Annotated in this window: 11 protein-coding genes; 1 reads left to right on the top strand and 10 read right to left on the bottom strand. The window is 71.1% G+C overall.

Annotated features, from left to right (window positions below):
• Positions 1-314 precede the first annotated feature (314 nt).
• Entirely contained in the window at positions 315-4,085 is a 3,771-nt protein-coding gene (locus FNH04_RS14640; RefSeq protein WP_322723068.1) for a multifunctional oxoglutarate decarboxylase/oxoglutarate dehydrogenase thiamine pyrophosphate-binding subunit/dihydrolipoyllysine-residue succinyltransferase subunit, read from the top strand.
• 75 nt (positions 4,086-4,160) lie between these two features.
• Here the strand turns inward: FNH04_RS14640 and FNH04_RS14635 are convergent, their stop codons facing one another.
• The 10 genes from FNH04_RS14635 to FNH04_RS14590 form a co-directional block, all read right to left on the bottom strand.
• Positions 4,161-5,948 carry a carbamoyltransferase family protein gene (locus FNH04_RS14635; protein ID WP_152784234.1) on the bottom strand — a complete coding sequence of 596 codons (1,788 nt, stop codon included), beginning with the start codon at positions 5,946-5,948 and terminating at the stop codon, positions 4,161-4,163.
• A 52-nt stretch (positions 5,949-6,000) separates the two neighbouring features.
• Positions 6,001-7,230 (bottom strand): class I SAM-dependent methyltransferase, encoded by a 1,230-nt coding sequence (locus FNH04_RS14630; protein WP_152784232.1) that lies wholly within the window; start codon positions 7,228-7,230, stop codon positions 6,001-6,003.
• Between the two features lie 45 nt (positions 7,231-7,275).
• Entirely contained in the window at positions 7,276-8,052 is a 777-nt protein-coding gene (locus FNH04_RS14625; protein WP_152784230.1) for a class I SAM-dependent methyltransferase, read from the bottom strand.
• Between the two features lie 32 nt (positions 8,053-8,084).
• The gene (locus FNH04_RS14620; RefSeq protein WP_152784228.1) at positions 8,085-9,092 is read right to left on the bottom strand and encodes an NAD-dependent epimerase/dehydratase family protein; all 1,008 of its coding nucleotides are present in this window, start codon (positions 9,090-9,092) and stop codon (positions 8,085-8,087) included.
• On the bottom strand, positions 9,049-9,981 hold the full coding sequence (gene rfbA / locus FNH04_RS14615; protein WP_152784226.1) for a glucose-1-phosphate thymidylyltransferase RfbA: 933 nt from the start codon (positions 9,979-9,981) through the stop codon (positions 9,049-9,051). The genes FNH04_RS14620 and rfbA overlap by 44 nt, the downstream gene beginning before the upstream one ends.
• On the bottom strand, positions 9,978-10,619 hold the full coding sequence (locus FNH04_RS14610; protein ID WP_152784224.1) for a dTDP-4-dehydrorhamnose 3,5-epimerase family protein: 642 nt from the start codon (positions 10,617-10,619) through the stop codon (positions 9,978-9,980). The genes rfbA and FNH04_RS14610 overlap by 4 nt, the downstream gene beginning before the upstream one ends.
• 305 nt (positions 10,620-10,924) lie before the next feature.
• The gene (locus FNH04_RS14605; RefSeq protein WP_152784222.1) at positions 10,925-12,082 is read right to left on the bottom strand and encodes a glycosyltransferase; all 1,158 of its coding nucleotides are present in this window, start codon (positions 12,080-12,082) and stop codon (positions 10,925-10,927) included.
• A 22-nt stretch (positions 12,083-12,104) separates the two neighbouring features.
• The gene (locus FNH04_RS14600) at positions 12,105-13,241 is read right to left on the bottom strand and encodes a nucleotide disphospho-sugar-binding domain-containing protein (RefSeq protein ID WP_152784220.1); all 1,137 of its coding nucleotides are present in this window, start codon (positions 13,239-13,241) and stop codon (positions 12,105-12,107) included.
• A gap of 31 nt (positions 13,242-13,272) precedes the next feature.
• Positions 13,273-14,460: a cytochrome P450 gene (locus FNH04_RS14595; protein ID WP_322723067.1), complete on the bottom strand. Its 1,188-nt coding sequence runs from the start codon at positions 14,458-14,460 to the stop codon at positions 13,273-13,275.
• Between the two features lies 1 nt (position 14,461).
• On the bottom strand, positions 14,462-15,108 hold a 647-nt coding region (locus tag FNH04_RS14590; RefSeq protein ID WP_152784218.1), incomplete at its 5' end, for a glycosyltransferase.

Here is a 15,108-nt window from a genome sequence, read left to right as displayed (position 1 = left end):
CCTTCCATCTGTGCCAAGTTGACGTAAAGTGCGATGTGGAGCCACAAGATCCGCGTGCTTCCGCGCTGGCGGACACGTGTGATCCGGCCGTAGTGCGGGAGAGGGCCGCGTGTATGTCGCCGCAGGCCCGGGCCGCTGCATGCATGAGAAACCGGAACCCCGTCTGCTTCCCGCCATTTCCGGGCTCGAAACGCGCTTTCGGATGTGACTTACACGACGATGAACCGGCCCGGCCTGACTCACCCGGCCACGGAGGCGTAGCCTTTATTCCCGCTGTCCATCACCTTGTGAAGCGGAAGAGGGCGGTTGCCGCCGTGTCGCCACAGTCCCCCAGTAACTCGAGCATCTCGACCGACGCAGACCAAGCGGGTAAGAACCCCGCCGCGGCCTTCGGTCCCAACGAGTGGCTCGTCGACGAGATCTATCAGCAGTACCTCCAGGACCCGAATTCGGTAGACCGCGCCTGGTGGGACTTCTTCGCCGACTACAAGCCAGGGGCGCCCGCCACCTCGGCTCCGGCGGATACCGCGGCCCCGGCGGCCGCGAGGACCACCACGGAGGCCCCGAAGCCCGCGCCCGCCGCGCCGGCGGCCCCCTCGGCTCCGGCCCGGGCCGCCGCTCCCGCGCCGGCCGCCCCGGCCCCCGTGGTCCCGAAGCCCGCGGCGGCCGCTCCGAAGCCCGCGGCTGCCGCTGCGAAGCCCGTCGCCGTGTCCGCCGACGGCCCGGAGTACGTGCCGCTGCGCGGCCCGTCCGCCGCCGTCGCGAAGAACATGAACGCCTCCCTGGAGCTGCCCACGGCCACGTCCGTGCGCGCGGTCCCGGTGAAGCTGCTCTTCGACAACCGCATCGTGATCAACAACCACCTGAAGCGCGCCCGGGGCGGGAAGATCTCCTTCACGCACCTGATCGGCTACGCGATGGTGCAGGCCATCAAGGCGATGCCGTCGATGAACTGGTCGTACGGCGAGAAGGACGGCAAGCCGGTCCTGGTCAAGCCGCCGCACGTCAACTTCGGTCTGGCCATCGACCTGGTGAAGTCCAACGGTGACCGCCAGCTGGTCGTCGCGGGCATCAAGAAGGCCGAGACGCTGAACTTCTTCGAGTTCTGGCAGGCCTACGAGGACATCGTCCGCCGCGCCCGTGACGGCAAGCTCACGATGGACGACTTCTCGGGTGTCACGGTCTCCCTGACCAACCCGGGCGGCCTCGGCACCGTGCACTCGGTGCCGCGTCTGATGCCCGGCCAGTCCGTGATCATGGGCGTCGGCTCCATGGACTACCCGGCCGAGTTCCAGGGCACGTCCCAGGACACGCTCAACAAGCTGGGCATCTCCAAGGTCATGACCCTGACGTCGACGTACGACCACCGGGTCATCCAGGGCGCCGCCTCCGGCGAGTTCCTGCGGATCGTCGCGAACCTGCTTCTCGGTGAGAGCGGCTTCTACGACGACATCTTCGAGGCCCTGCGCATCCCGTACGAGCCGGTCCGCTGGCTCAAGGACATCGACGCCTCGCACGACGACGACGTCACCAAGGCCGCCCGTGTCTTCGAGCTGATCCACTCCTACCGGGTCCGCGGCCACGTCATGGCCGACACCGACCCGCTGGAGTACCGCCAGCGCAAGCACCCCGACCTGGACATCACCGAGCACGGGCTCACGCTGTGGGACCTGGAGCGCGAGTTCGCGGTCGGCGGCTTCTCCGGCAAGTCCCTGATGAAGCTGCGCGACATCCTGGGCGTGCTGCGCGACTCGTACTGCCGCACCACCGGCATCGAGTTCATGCACATCCAGGACCCGAAGCAGCGCAAGTGGATCCAGGACCGCATCGAGCGCCCGCACACCAAGCCGGAGCGTGAGGAGCAGCTGCGCATCCTGCGCCGGCTGAACGCGGCGGAGGCCTTCGAGACCTTCCTGCAGACGAAGTACGTCGGCCAGAAGCGCTTCTCCCTGGAGGGCGGCGAGTCCGTCATCCCGCTGCTCGACGCGGTGCTGGACTCGGCGGCCGAGTCCCGCCTGGACGAGGTCGTCATCGGCATGGCCCACCGCGGCCGTCTGAACGTCCTGGCGAACATCGTCGGCAAGTCGTACGCGCAGATCTTCCGCGAGTTCGAGGGCAACCTCGACCCGAAGTCGATGCACGGCTCCGGTGACGTGAAGTACCACCTGGGCGCCGAGGGCGTCTTCACGGGCCTGGACGGCGAGCAGATCAAGGTCTCGCTCACCGCCAACCCCTCGCACCTGGAGGCGGTCGACCCGGTCCTGGAGGGCGTCGCCCGCGCCAAGCAGGACATCATCAACAAGGGCGGCACGGACTTCACGGTCCTGCCGGTGGCCCTCCACGGCGACGCGGCCTTCGCGGGCCAGGGCGTGGTGGCCGAGACCCTGAACATGTCGCAGCTGCGCGGCTACCGCACCGGCGGCACGGTCCACGTGGTCATCAACAACCAGGTCGGCTTCACCGCCGCCCCGGAGTCGTCCCGGTCCTCGATGTACGCCACGGACGTGGCCCGCATGATCGAGGCCCCGATCTTCCACGTGAACGGCGACGACCCCGAGGCCGTCGTGCGCGTCGCGCGCCTGGCCTTCGAGTTCCGCCAGGCGTTCAACAAGGACGTGGTGATCGACCTCATCTGCTACCGCCGCCGCGGTCACAACGAGACCGACAACCCGGCCTTCACCCAGCCGCTGATGTACGACCTGATCGACAAGAAGCGCTCGGTGCGCAAGCTGTACACCGAGTCCCTGATCGGTCGCGGCGACATCACCCTGGAAGAGGCCGAGCAGGCCCTCCAGGACTACCAGGGCCAGCTGGAGAAGGTCTTCACGGAGGTCCGCGAGGCCGCCTCGCAGCCGGCCGCGTCGGAGTCCGGCGACCCGCAGGCCGGCTTCCCGGTCGCGGTTCCCACGGCCATCTCCGCCGAGGTCGTCAAGCGCATCGCCGAGTCCCAGGTCAACGTCCCCGATCGCATCACCGCCCACCCGCGTCTGCTGCCCCAGCTGCAGCGCCGGGCGTCGATGGTCGAGGACGGCACGATCGACTGGGGCATGGGCGAGACCCTCGCCGTCGGCTCCCTCCTCCTGGAGGGCGTTCCGATCCGGCTGTCCGGCCAGGACTCGCAGCGCGGTACGTTCGGTCAGCGCCACGCGGTGATCATCGACCGTGAGACGGGCGAGGAGTTCACGCCGCTGATGTACCTCGCGGAGGACCAGGCGCGTTACAACGTCTACAACTCCCTCCTCTCCGAGTACGCGGTGATGGGCTTCGAGTACGGCTACTCGCTGGCGCGTCCCGACGCGCTGGTGATGTGGGAGGCCCAGTTCGGCGACTTCGTCAACGGCGCCCAGACGGTCGTGGACGAGTTCATCTCCTCGGCGGAGCAGAAGTGGGGCCAGACGTCCGGCGTCACCCTGCTCCTCCCGCACGGCTACGAGGGCCAGGGCCCGGACCACTCGTCCGCCCGCCCGGAGCGGTTCCTCCAGCTGTGCGCGCAGAACAACATGACGGTGGCCATGCCGACGCTCCCGTCGAACTACTTCCACCTGCTGCGCTGGCAGGTCCACAACCCGCACCACAAGCCGCTGGTCGTCTTCACCCCGAAGTCGATGCTGCGTCTGAAGGCCGCGGCGTCGAAGGCGGAGGAGTTCACGAGCGGCCAGTTCCGCCCGGTCATCGGCGACGACTCGGTGGACCCGGCGGCGGTCAAGAAGGTCGTGTTCACCGCGGGCAAGGTCTACTACGACCTGGACGCCGAGCGGAAGAAGCGCGGCGTCACGGACACGGCGATCATCCGTCTCGAGCGGCTGTACCCGCTCCCGGGTGCCGAGGTCCAGGCGGAGATCGCCAAGTACCCGAACGCCGAGAAGTACCTGTGGGCCCAGGAGGAGCCGGCCAACCAGGGCGCCTGGCCGTTCATCGCCCTGAACCTGATCGACCACCTGGACCTGGCGGTCGGCGCCGACGTGCCGCACGGCGAGCGTCTGCGTCGTATCTCCCGCCCGCACGGGTCGTCCCCGGCCGTGGGCTCGGCCAAGCGGCACCAGGCGGAGCAGGAACAGCTGGTGCGTGAGGTGTTCGAGGCCTGAGCCTGACGGCCTGGTCCGCACAGGAACACGAAAGGCGGCCCACCGGGAGTGTCCCGGTGGGCCGCTTCTCTGTCGTCACTGTCTCTTGGAAACCACGAAGTCGCCGATGACCAGATGGTCGATGTCCGTGCCGAGGAAGCAGGCCACGGCGTCCTGGGGCGAGCAGACGATCGGTTCGCCGGCCACGTTGAACGACGTGTTGACCAGGCAGGGCACCCCGGTACGGGCCTTGAACTCCCGCAGCAGGCCGGCCAGGAGCGGGTTGCCCTCGTCGGTGACCGTCTGGACGCGGGAGGTGGCGTCCACGTGCGTGGCCGCCGCGATGGTGTCGACGTACTCCTGCCGCACCGGGAAGACGAAGGTCATGTACGGGGAGGTCCGCTTCTTGCCCAGTGCGAAGACCCGGGCTGCGTCCTCCTCCAGCACGATCGGGGCGAAGGGGCGGAACTGCTCGCGGTGCTTGACCCGTTCGTTGATGATGTCCTTCATCTCCGCACAGCTCGGGTCGGCGAGGATGCTGCGGTTGCCCAGCGCCCTCGGCCCGAACTCCGTCCGGCCCTGGAACCAGCCGACGACCGCGCGCCGGGCCAGCAGTTCGGCGGTCCTGGCGACCGTCTCCCGAGTCGGCAGCTCCTCCCAGGTGAGTTCCGCGGAGTGCCGCTCCAGCACCTCCCGTATCGCGTCGGTGCCGTACTCCGGGCCGGTGTAGGGGGCGTTGCCGGGCTCGACGGTCCGGTGTTCCCGGTACGCGACATGGGCGGCGGCGCCGATGGAGACGCCCGGGTCGCTGGCGCCGAAGCTGACCTCCAGGCGCTGGAAGGGCGAACCCTCCAGCAGTTTGGTGTTGTTGACGCAGTTCAGCGCGAGCCCGCCCTCGAAGACCAGGTGCCGCAGCGCGGTGGCCTCGGCGAGGGCGGCCAGCTGGTGGGCGGTGACGGTCTCCACCATGTGCTGGGCGGCGCAGGCCACCCGTACCCGGTGCTCGAAGGTGTGACGGTTGTCGTCGGTGCCCCCGAACAGCTTGTCGAGCAGCTGGTCGTAGGCGTCCGGGCCGCGCCGGCCGGGGTTGCGCAGGGAGTAGCGGCCGTCGGGTTCCAGGGTGACGATCTCACCGAGCAGCGGGTTGTCCGCGGGCGCCGGGCCGAACCCGGCGAGGCCCATGACCTTGTACTCGTCGTTGTTGGGGACGAAGCCCAGGTAGCGCGTGATGGCCCCGAAGAGCTGCGCGACGGAGTTGTTGGCGTCGACGGTGAAGCGGTCGAAGACGGTCACCTCGCCGTCGCGGATCTCGCCCATGATGGTGCTGTCGCGTTCGGCGGTTCCGTCGTTGATGAGGAAGGCGGTGTCGCCGAGGCCGGAGAACATCCGGCCGCAGGCCAGATGGGCCCGGTGGTGCGGGACGGTGACCAGCTTCTCGTCCGGCAGGGCGTACCCGGTGTGGCGCGTGAAGTCCTCGATGAGCGCCCCGCGGCCCAGGGCCCCCAGGTAGAGCTCGCCGAAGGTGCGCAGGACGCGAAGCTTGTCCTCCGCGGCCATCGGGGCGCCGGCCACGTCGCCGATGAGGGCCTGGGCGTAGGCGTCGGAGTGGTTCCAGCCGAAGGCGAAGCGGTCGACGTCGTCGAAGGTGAGACCGGCCTCGTCCAGCACCCAGCGGATGGCGTTGACCGGGAACGCGCTGGTCTTCTTCTGCCGGTTGAGGCGCTCCTCCTCCACGGCGGCCACGAGCCGGCCGTCGACGATCAGCGCGGCAGCGGCGTCATGGCCGATGAGCTGGTGCCGGTCGACGCTGTCCGGCGTGTGGCCGTAGAGGCTGCCGTAGAGTTCGGCGGCGCGGGAGAAGCCGTTGTAGCCGAGGACGATCATGAGGCTCCATGAGAGGTCGGGCGGGCCGGGTACGGGCGAGGGGGCTTCGGCTTCACACCGCGCTCAGCTCCGGGAGGGGGAAGACGAGTCGTCCGCCCCCCGCCCTGAACTCCTGCTCCCGGTCGAGGAATCCGTCCCGGTAGATCCAGGGCAGCACCAGCAGCTGGTCGGGCCGCCGGTCCTTGGCCTCCTCCTCGGAGACGATGGGGATGCCCGTGCCGGGGGTGAAGCAGCCGTGCTTCTCGGGGCTGACCTCGCCGATGCAGGGCAGGTCGTCCGTGGTGAGGCCGCAGAACTGGAGGATGACGTTGCCCTTGGTGGAGGCGCCGTAGCCGAGGGTCGTCAGGCCCTGGCGGCGGGAGTCCGCCAGGAAGTCCCGGAGCTGGTCGCGGGAGGCGTGGGCGCGCTTGGCGAACGCCTCGTACGGGGCGGCCGTGCCGAGGTCCAGGGCGCGTTCGGCGGTGCGGATCCGGGCGAGGCCGGCCTCGTCGACGGTGTGCCGGCTGGAGCGCCGGGCGAGGACGGCGCTGAGGCTGCCGCCGTAGACCGGGGTGAGTTCGGCCCTGATGACGCGCAGTCCGACGCGCTCGGCCATCCACTCGATCTGCTGGAGGGCGTAGTACTCCAGGTGCTCGTGGCAGATGACGTCGTACGCCGTGGCGTCGAGCATGGCCGGCAGATAGCTCTGCTCCATCAGCCAGACGCCGTCGTCGTCGAGGATGTCGTGGACGTCCTGCATGAACTCCAGGGGCTGCGGCAGGTCGTAGAACATCGCGACGGAGGTGACGACCTTGGCGCGGCGTGAGCCGTAGCGCGCCTGGAAGCTCTCGCGGGAGAAGAAGTCCGACAGCAGCTCGGCGCCCGCCGGGTAGTGGGCACGGAACTTGTCCGCTGCCGGGTCGATGCCGACGAGGGTGGGGCCCTCGGCGTAACCGCGCAGCAGGGTCCCGTCGTTGCTGCCGATGTCGACCACGAGGTCACCGGGGCCCGGGTCCATGAGGGCGGTGAGCTGATCGACCTTGCCGCGCAGGTGGTTGATCATGAACTCGCGGATGCCGGACCGGTAGCCGTAGCCCGCGCCGTACATGAGCGACGGGTCGGCCGTGTGGCGCAGCTGGACCAGGCCGCAGCCTGCGGGTGAGCACCTCACCAGGTCGAGCGGGACCTGGGGGACGTTCTCGGCGCGGTCCCGGGGGAAGACCCCCGTCAGGGCCTGGGGGCCCAGGTCGAGCACCGGCAGCAGTTCCCTGTTGCCGCACACACGGCACTCGTCAATGATCATGGCTTCTCCAAGTCGGGCTCGGGCGGTGGTACCGGGCTGCCGTGGTCAGTTCTCGCCCCAGACCAGGTAGATGATCGGGTTCTCGCGCTGGGGCAAGTGGTGGAGCGTGACGCTCCCCAGGTCCAGGAACTCGGTGAGGGCCTTGGTCTCGCCCGGCCACTTGGGGTGGGCCAGCTCGTCGAAGGCGATGATGCTGCCCTTGGCCAGATAGGGGCGGATGGCCTGGAGCGTCTCCCGGGTCGGCTCGTACAGGTCGAGGTCGATGTAGGCGAGCGCGATGATGGTTTCGGGGTTCTCCTGGAGGTACTGCGGGACGGTCTTGCGGACGTCGCCCTGCACCACGAAGCTCCGCCTGGTGTGTCCGTAGGGCTCGTTGGCCTCGTGGGCGGCGAGGACCTGGCGCAGGTGCTCGACCTCGTCCTCGGGGACGGCGAAGCGGCCGGCCACGGCGCTGGGGGTGGCGCGGTCGACGTCGGAGACGTCGGGGAAGCCCGTGAAGGTGTCGAAGCCGACGATCCGGCGGAGCGAGTTGTACGGCTCGTAGATGCTGCGCAGGGCGGTGAAGGCGGCGAGGTGGCGGCCGTGCAGGACCCCGAACTCCATGATGGTGCCCGGTACGTCGAGGATCCGCCGGTACAGCGCGTCCATGGCGAGCAGGTCGGCCAGCTGGGGGCGGCGCAGATAGACCGGCAGGTTGTCGATGAGGTACTCGGGCGGGATCGGGGTCTGGGCCAGCAGCCTGGTCAGGCGCAACCGGGAATCGCGCTCCCCTTCCGACTCGTGCGGCACGGTGCGCGGGTCTCGGAACTCGTTCTCCGTCATGTCTTCCTCTCTGGGTGGGGGCGGTGGCCTGCTCAGCGGCTGGTGGCCTTGCTGTCCCACATGTCGCTCAGGGACTGCCGCAGCGGGATGCGGGGCGCCCAGCCGAGCAGGGAGCGGGCCCGTCCGATGTCGGCCTGGATCCAGTCGGCGCCGAGACCGCGCGTGGGCGCCTCGCGGACGCCGGTGTCGGGCAGGCCCGCCACCGTGAGTGCCTGGGACACCAGCTCGCGCACCGGGACGCCGACGCCGCTGCCGATGTTGAAGGTGCCGTTGCCGGCCGGCCGGAGTGCGGCGAGGACCACGGCCTCGGCGACGTCCCGGACGTCGATCCAGTCGCGTACGGCGTCGCCCACGGTGACCTCGGGGGCGGCGCCGGTCTCGGCCGCGGTGCGCAGGGTGGGCAGGAGCTTGCCCACGAAGCCGGCCGGGGTCGGGTAGGGGCCGCAGGTGTTGACGAGGCGGAGCACGACCGCGCTGATCTCGCCGGCGTCCGCGGCCGACTGGACGGTCCGGCTCGCGGCGAGTTTGGCGCGGGCGTAGGCGCCCGACGGGGCCGGCGGGACGGTCTCGTCGAGGGGGGTGCCGGGGTTGCCGGGGCCGTACTCGTGGATGGTGCCGATGTGCACCAGCACGGGCCGGGACGGGATGCCGGCCAGCGCCCGGACGAGCCGGCGGGCGAGCCCCTCGGAGGCGTCGAGCAGTTCCGCGGCGCGTGCTTCACCGCCGTCGGCAGCACTGGTGACATCGGTCGCTCCGCCCATGTCGGTGGCGTTGACTACCGCGTGGGCGCCCTCTTCGGTGAACAGGGCACGCAGGTCGGCCGGCGAGGCCGTGCTCAGGTCCAGGGACCGGAACGGGTGGTCGGCCAGATGCGCCGCGGGCCGCCGGGCCACGACGACCGCCCGGTGCCCGCGCCGGGCGAAGGCGGCACAGACATGCCGGCCCACGCAGCCGGTGCCGCCCAGCACGATGACGGTGCGCGGGGGGCCGGACGGTTCAGCGGGGGCCGACGGGGGCCTGGACGGCGAAGGGTTCTGCATGGATCCTCCGGACTGGGCTGGGTTCGGTCTCGACGAGGTCGAGGAGGTACGACCCGTAGTCGGTGCCCGCCTGTTGCAGACCGAGCCGGTGGCACTGCTCGGCGGTGATGAATCCCTTGCGGTAGGCCACCTCCTCGACACAGCCGATGCGTACGCCCTGACGCTGCTCGAGGATCTGCACGTACTGCCCCGCCTCCAGGAGCGCGTCGTGGGTGCCGGTGTCGAGCCAGACGAAGCCGCGTCCGAGCTCGGCGAGACGGGCGCGGCCCTGGTCGAGGTAGACCCGGTTGACGTCGGTGATCTCCAGCTCGCCCCGGTCGGAGGGGACCAGGTCGCGCGCGATGGCGACCACGTCGTTGTCGTACATGTAGAGGCCGGTGACGGCGATGTTGGAGCGGGGGTCGCGCGGCTTCTCCGTGAGTCCCACGAGCCTGCGCTCGGCGTCGAGTTCGGCGATGCCGTACCGCCAGGGGTCGTGGACGGGGTAGCCGAACAGGGCGCAGCCGTCAAGCCGTTCGGCGGTGGTCCGCAGGAGTTCGGAGAAGCCGTGGCCGTGGAAGACGTTGTCGCCGAGGATCAGGGTGACCTCGTCGTCGCCGATGTGGTCGGCGCCCAGCGTGAACGCCTCGGCGATGCCGTTGGGCTCCTTCTGCTCGGTGTACCGGATGTCGAGGCCGAGGTGGGAGCCGTCGCCGAGCAGGCTGCGGAACATCTCCAGGTGCTGCGGGGTGGAGATGATCAGGGTCTCGCGGATCCCGGCGAGCATGAGGACCGACAGCGGGTAGTAGATCATCGGCTTGTTGTAGACCGGCAGGATCTGCTTGGAGACGACCCCGGTCAGCGGCCGGAGCCGGGTTCCGCTGCCGCCGGCGAGGATGATGCCCTTCATACCCGTGTCCCCACCGCTCGGTCCCGGACCGCGGCGGGGGTGCCGAGGCGCTCCTCCAGTTCCCGGCAGAGTTCGTAGGGCGGCAGCAGACCGCTGCGCTCGGCCTCCTCGAGGGTGAGGGCGCGGGTGTCGCGCTCGGACAGCAGCGGCTCCAGGTCCTTGGGGATGGGCAGGGCGAGGGCGGGGTCCAGCGGGGAGAGGGCGTACTCGTTCTCCGGCACGTACGGCGCCGAGACCAGGTACGACATCACCGTGTCGTCGGTGAGGGCGACGAACGCGTGGCCCACGCCGACCGGCAGGTAGACCGCGCCGGGGGCGGAGCCGTCGAGCTGGACGGCGTCCCAGCGGCCGTAGGTGGGCGAGCCGGGCCGGATGTCGACCACGATGTCCAGCGCCCGGCCGCTCACGCAGGACACGTACTTGGCGGCGCCGGGTGGCGCGCCGGTGTAGTGGATGCCCCGGACGACACCGCGGCGGGACACACTGTGGTTGCTCTGGGCGACCGCGAACAGCGGGCCGCCGCGGGCGGCTTCGAAGGCCGGCTGCTGAAACGGAGCGGAGAACACCCCGCGCTCGTCGCGGAACGTCCGTGGGGTGAAGGCCACCGCGCCGGTCACGGCGAGTTTGCGCGATTCCATGCGTCCCTCCTGGCGGGGGAAGAGAAGGCGGAATGCCGGGGAGTCCGTGGGAGGCCGTGTGAGGTCCCGGAGCTCCACGGGATTCGGGCAGTTGGGCAGAGGGCGGCTGGGGCCCGTCCGGCGGATCGGCCCGGAGTGGAGCCGTGGCGTCCCTGGTCCGCACGGGGCGGAGGGGGACGCGGTGCGTCGGCGGCCGGCGCGCCGGGGCCGATGTGCGCGCCGGCCCCGTGTCTGCTGTGCGGCCCGCCGGGCCGGCCGCCTCCGCCCGGGGGCCGGGGGCCGGCCGCCCCTGCCTCCGACGGCGTTCAGCCGTGGGTCAGTTCGGTCATCCGGCCGACGACGTCGTGCGGGGTCGGCAGGGCGGCGATCTCGGCGCTCAGGCGCCGGGCGAGCTCGGTGAAGCCGGTGTCCGACAGGACCTGGTGGCAGGCCGCGCCGACCGCGTCCGGGGTCTCGTCGCAGGTCGGCAGGGTCACCGCGGCGCCGTACCCGGCGAGGCGGCGGGCCGTGTCGGCGAGCATCTCGGCGCCGGGCACGATGACCTGGGGCACTCCGGCGGTCATGCCGGTCAGGGTGGTGACGCCACCGCCGTGGTGGACGAGCAGGTCGCAGGTGCGTGCCACCACGTCGAGCGGCATCCACCCGGCGTTGCCGAGCGCGTCCCCGCACGCCTCCCGCAGGCCGGGCGCGAGGGCGTCGGGGCACGCGACCAGCACCTCGGCGTCGAGCGGCTTCAGTTCGAGTACGGCGCGGGCGAGGAACTCGAAGAGCTTGTGCGCGCCTTCCCGGGTCACCTGGCTGCCGGCCGTGAGGCAGATCCGTCGGCGTCCCTCGGGGCGGGTGTACATCCAGGGTTCGAGTTCACGGTGCCGGTTGCCGAGGGCGAACCGCATCGGCAGGGCGGGGGCCGCGCCCCCGGGCCTCAGGCTGGGTGGGCAGACATCGACGAACAGGTCGGGTTCCGGAACCCGTTCGAGGCCCAGCTCGGCGAGTTCCGGGGCCAGTTCCTCATCGGCGCCCGGGTGGATGTGGCGGGCGTCGATGGCGTCCCAGGTGGCCCGGACGTACGGCACAGCCAGGTGCCGGGCGAGCAGCGCGGCGGCGTAGGTGGTGGTGCCGCCCACGACGAGGTCGGGGCGCCATCGCTCGCCGAACCGGAGCAGCGGGGGCAGGCTCGCCGCCGCCATCCGGGCGAACCAGCGGCCGGTGAACAGGCCCTGTTCGGCGACGGGCCGGCCGAGCGGCAGCGGCACGGCACGGCCCGCGCGGTCCCGGGAGATGAAGTGGCCGAGGGGCTGCTCGGTGACCGGCAGTGCGGGCAGTCCGGAGGCGGTGACGGCCGGCATGATCTCGTGGTTGGCGGCCATGAAGACCTGATGGCCTGCGGCCCGGGCGGCGGTGGCGAGCGGGGCGAGCGCGAACACGGTGGCCGGTCCGCCGCCGGTGACGAAGAGGGTTCTCATGGGGCGCTCCTCAGGTGTCAGGTCAGGCCGACGACGTCACCGCGTCGAGCACCTCGGTCGGCAGTGGCATGCTCTCGACCTCCCGGGCGAGGTCACGGGCCCGCCCGGCGTACGACGGGTCCGTGAGCAGTTCCTTCAGCGCCTGGGTGATCGCCTCGCCGGTGGCCTCGTCGGGCAGGAGGCGTACGGCGGCGCCGTACTCGGCGACCAGCCGGGCCGACTCCCTGACCTTGGCCTCCTGCGGGAGCAGCAGCTGGGGTACGCCGCCGAGGGCCGCGGTGAGGCCGGTGAGGCCGCCCGCGTGGTGGACGACCAGGTCGCAGGTCGGCATCACGACGTCCAGTGGGAACCAGCCGGCCCTGATCTGCGGGAACTCCTCGCGAAGCCGGGCGGCGACGTCGTCGGGCGCGGGCACGACGAGTTCGGCGCCCAGTTCGGCCAGGGCCGCGAGGGTGGTGCGGATCAGCTCGAAGTTGTTGTCGAGGGCGGCCATGCTGCCACCGGTGACACAGACCCGGCGGCGCCCTTCGGGGCGGGTGTACATCCACGGCTCGCTCACCGTCTGCGAGTTGACGGGGATGTAGCGGATCTGCTGGGCGGGGGCCGCGTCGGCGGGACGGATCGAGGGCGGGCAGTTGTCGACGAGCAGGGCGGGGGGCTCGATCCGGTCGAGGCCGAGCCTCCTCAGCTCCGGCTGCAGTTCGTCCTCGCTGCAGAGGTGGATTCCGTTGGTGTCCAGGGCCGTCCAGGTGTGCCGGACCCACGGCACGGACAGCTCGTGGGCGAGCAGGGCGGCCGCGTAGGCGTGGGGTCCGCCGATCACGGTGTCGGGGCGCCAGGCCGCCGCCACCTCCCGCAGCCGCACCAGGCTCTCGGCCGCCACGCGTCCGAACCAGCGGCCGGTGTAGCGGATGAACTCGGGGTGGTCCACGTCGTCCGGGACGACCTCCCGCTCGCCCGAGCGCCGGGTCGCCTTGAGGTCGGCGATCGGTGTCGTGGTCGCGGCGAGGGCCGGGAGGCCGATGCCCGTGACGACGGAGGTACGTTCCCTGATGGTCGACATGAAGACCTGGTGGCCCGCGTCCCGCGCCGCGGTGGCGAGCGGGGCGAGGGCGAAGATGTTGGACGGGGTGGGCCCGGCCACGAACAGCAGCCTCATGGGGGACTCGCCTTTCGATGACGGGTGGGGGTCAGGTCAGCAGGTGGAGGGTTTCCACCCCCATGACGTGGCCCGCCGGCATGAACTCCGGCTCGCGGTCGGGGTCACGGCGCAGCCCGGGGAAGCGGTCGAGGAGGATCTCCAGGGCGAGCCGGCCCTCCAGCCGGGCCAGGGGTGCTCCCATGCAGAAGTGGGCGCCGCGGCCGAACGCGAGGTGGGCGGGGTTCTCCCGGTCCAGGTCGAAGACGTGCGGGGCGGTGAACCGCCGCTCGTCCCGGCTCGCGGCGGCCGTCCACGCCATCACGACCTGGTGGGTGTCCAGCTGGGCGTCCCCGAGGCGGGTCGGCCGGGTGGTGACCCGGCGCAGGACGGTGAGGGGGCTGTACAGCCGCAGGGACTCCTCGATGGCCGTGGGGATCCGGCCGCGGTCCTCGCGTACGGCGCGCATCGCGTCCGGGTTGGCGTCGAGGCAGAGCATGGTGTTGCCGAGCAGCATGGTCGTGGTGATGTGTCCGGCCACCAGCAGCACGAAGGCGAAGTTGACGGCCTCGGTGGTGCTCAGCCGGGTGCCGTCCACCTCGGCTTCCACCAGCCGGGTCAGCAGGTCCTCGCGCGGGGCCGTACGGCGGCTCTCGACGTGCTCGCGCAGGTAGCCGGAGAGGTTGCCGATCTGCCGCATCGTCTCCTCACGCTGGGCGATCAGTTCGGGGGTCTCCTCGCCGGTGGAGAACGCCTGGTTGTTCTCCAGCAGCTTGCCGACCCACTCGCGGAACAGTCCGCGGTCCTCGGCGGGCACGCCGAGGAGTTCGGCGATCACGATGACGGGCAGCGGGTGCGCGAGCGTGTCCACGAGGTCGAAGGTCCCGCCCGGTTCGACGTCCCGGAGGAGTTCGTGGGTGAGCTCCTTGATGCGGGGCTCCAGGGCGGCGACGACACCGCGGGTGAAGACACCGCTGACGAGCCGGCGCAGCTGGGTGTGTTCGGGCGGGTCCGTCGTGGTGAGGTTGCCGGGCAGGACCTGGCGCTTGTCCTCGGGGACGAGGACGCTGAGGTCGGACGAGAAGACCTCGGGATCCCCGAGCACCTGTCGGCACTCCTCCCAGCCGTAGACGTTCCACACGCCCTTGCCCTCGTCGCGGACGACACGGCCGGGCGGCTGCTCGCCGCGCATCCAGAACTGGTCCTTGTGGAAGGCACTCCGGGTGCCGGTTGCGGTCACTTCACACCTTTCGCTGGTTCTGTCGGACGAGGCCTTCCAGGACGGCGACCGTCGCGGCGGGGGTGGGCATGCTCTCCATCTCGGCGCGCAGCTTGGCCGCGGACGCCGTGTATCCGGGGTCGTCCAGCAGCCGGCGCAGTGACGCGCGCAGCAGCTCGGGGTCGTCCTGTTTCCCGACGGTGTCGAGGGTGATGCCGGCGCCGCAGGCGGCGAGCCGGTCGCCGTGGGCGAAGCAGTCGGCCATCTGCGGCAGGGCGAGCTGCGGTACGCCGTGCAGGGTGGCCGTCATGGTGGTGGCCGAGCCGCCGTGGGTGACGATGGCGTCGCAGGAGTCGAGCGCGGCGTGCAGCGGGAAGGGGTCGGTCATCCGGACGTTGGGGGGGACCTCCCCGATGACGGCCCGGTGCCCGGCGTCGACGGTGGCCACGATCTCGACGCCGGCCAGTGAGCCGAAGGCGTGCAGCAGGGCCCGGACGAAGGGCACGCCGTGATAGGTGAGGGTGCGCCGCCCCAGGGAGACCAGGACCCGGCGGGTGTCGGACGAGGGCGTGCCCCAGTCGCGCCGCAGCCAGTCCGGCAGGGCGCCGCTGCCGTTGAACGGCACGTAGCGGACGGGGGTCTGCGGTGCCAGCTCCGGGAGTTGCAGGG

Origin of the sequence: Streptomyces phyllanthi (genome assembly GCF_009377205.1) — a bacterium.
Taxonomy (GTDB): Bacteria; Actinomycetota; Actinomycetes; order Streptomycetales; family Streptomycetaceae; genus Streptomyces; species Streptomyces phyllanthi.
The sequence above is the reverse complement of the archived record's forward strand: the minus strand, read 5'-3'. Positions and strand labels throughout refer to the sequence as shown.